The sequence below is a fragment of the Streptomyces phaeochromogenes genome (assembly GCF_001418655.1).
Taxonomy (GTDB): domain Bacteria; phylum Actinomycetota; class Actinomycetes; order Streptomycetales; family Streptomycetaceae; genus Streptomyces; species Streptomyces phaeochromogenes.
The window spans coordinates 1-1754 of the sequence record NZ_LIQZ01000692.1; the positions used below are offsets into that span (position 1 = coordinate 1).

1 protein-coding gene and 1 pseudogene are annotated in these 1754 nt (G+C 71.4%); both read right to left on the reverse strand.

The genetic code is table 11. From position 1 onward, the window contains the following. Window positions 1–729: pseudogene (locus tag AOK17_RS47610) on the reverse strand (ABC transporter permease); the annotation flags it as partial. Continuing rightward, a complete protein-coding gene (locus AOK17_RS47615; RefSeq protein WP_079053708.1) occupies window positions 726–1505 on the reverse strand; it encodes a winged helix-turn-helix domain-containing protein in 780 nt (259 codons plus the stop codon). The pseudogene AOK17_RS47610 and the gene AOK17_RS47615, both read right to left, overlap by 4 nt. Window positions 1506–1754: the final 249 nt, after the last annotated feature.

Genomic DNA, 1754 nt, shown 5'->3' on the forward strand with positions numbered 1-1754 from the left:
GAGGTCGGCGGTGCCGGTGCCCTCGGTCGGGACGACTCCGATCGCCGTGACCTGGCCGGGGTGCGCGGCGAGGCGCCGGGCTTCGGCCGTGGAGAAGAAGAGCGAGGTCTGGTGGCGTATCCCGTCTCCGGTGGGCGCGGCGATGCCGGTGACGCGGTACGTGCGCGGGCTCTGGGTCGACTGGACGGTGAGGCGGTCGCCCGGCTTCAACCGGGCCCGGTCGGCGAGGTAGCGGTCGATGACCAGATCGTCCTGGGCGCGGGGAGGGGTTCCGGTGGTGAGGGTGTACGGGGTGAGGGGCGCGGAGTCCCAGGCGTGGCCGTAGGCGGTGCGACCGCCGGTGCCGGTGCCGGTACCCGTGCCGGTGGATATCAACGGCTCGGCGAGGAAGGTCAGTTCGGGGATGACGCGATCGGCGCCGGGGACTCGGCTGAGCCTCGTGGTGAGGTTCTCCGACAGCCAGGCCCGTTCGGCGATGGGCTTGGCCTTGTGTTTGGTCTTCGTCTTGCCCTTCTTGTGCTTGACGGTGGTGCGGTGGACGTTCTGGTCGGCGGAGACCACGACGGGGGTGGCGGCGTAGCGCTCGGTGCCGATGGTGCCGCGCAGTCCGGTTTCGAGGAGGGTGCCGCAGGCCGTGATGAGGGCTGCCGCACACATCAGGGCGAGGAAGGCACCGAGGAATCCGCCTTTGCGGTGGCGGACGGTCCGCAGGGCGTAGCGAAGCATCATGGGGTCTCGGTCTCTCTTCCGTCATCTGAGTCGTCTGAGTCATCTGAGTCATCTGCGGTGCCGGGAGCGGAGCCGGGCGCCGAGTCGGGCGAGGTACCGGGAGCGGGCGCTCCTGCGGAGGCGGCCTGGGCGGGGAAGGCGAGGAATCGGGTGAGTACCGTGCGCGCGTCGGCCGGAGTGTCCGCCTCGGGGCGCTTGTAGCGGTTGAGGAGCGCGATGTACTCCTCGAAGAACTCGTGCAGTTCGGGGAGCGTCAGCCGGATCGTGCCGCGCGAGTACGGGAAGGCATCGGCCCATGGCTCGTCGGCCGCGTCCCGCTGGAGCTGCTCGAAGAGTTCGAGGTCGGCGGCGTACGCATGGTGGTTCAGCTCGTCCATCACGAGCCGCATCTCGGGGCTCTGGCGGCTGCGCGGCGGGAAGCGGCGGTCGCCGGGGACGGCTCGCCACCAGCGCTCCCGGCCGTGCCCGGCGGCGCCCGTCTCCTCGACGAAGCCGTAGCGCGCGAGTTCGCGCAGGTGGTAGCTGGTGGCCCCCGTGTTGAGCCCGAGCGCCCTGGCGAGCGTCGCGGATGTGGCAGGGCCGTGCACGGTGAGGTGCTGCAGCATCCACTGCCGCCGGGGCTGGGCAAGTGCCTTGAGCGCGGCGAGGTCGGAGAGCTCGACGGGGGCAGGGCGGGGGTCGGAGTCAGGGCCGGAGACTGTGTGCTCCGGTGTCGCGGGATCGGGACGTGTGTGTCCCGGCTCAGCGGGATCGGTGGCGCCGGGTTCCTGTGCCATGCGTACACAGTCGTCTGTGCACAGGGGTCTGGGCACTGCGGTCGGCCAGCGTCTTGGCCCGGGGGTTAACCCCACCCTCGCTCATGGCAACGGAGGCTCCCCGGCGGGGAGTTGTCACTCGCGGGGGGGGCTCTCCGGTGCGGGCACGGGCCCGGCGTCAGTGGGTCAGCGGGTCAGCTTCTGTGGATCGGCATCGGTGGTCGGCGTCGGAACCTCGCGCCCCACCCACCCCCCTCCACCCTTCCCGGC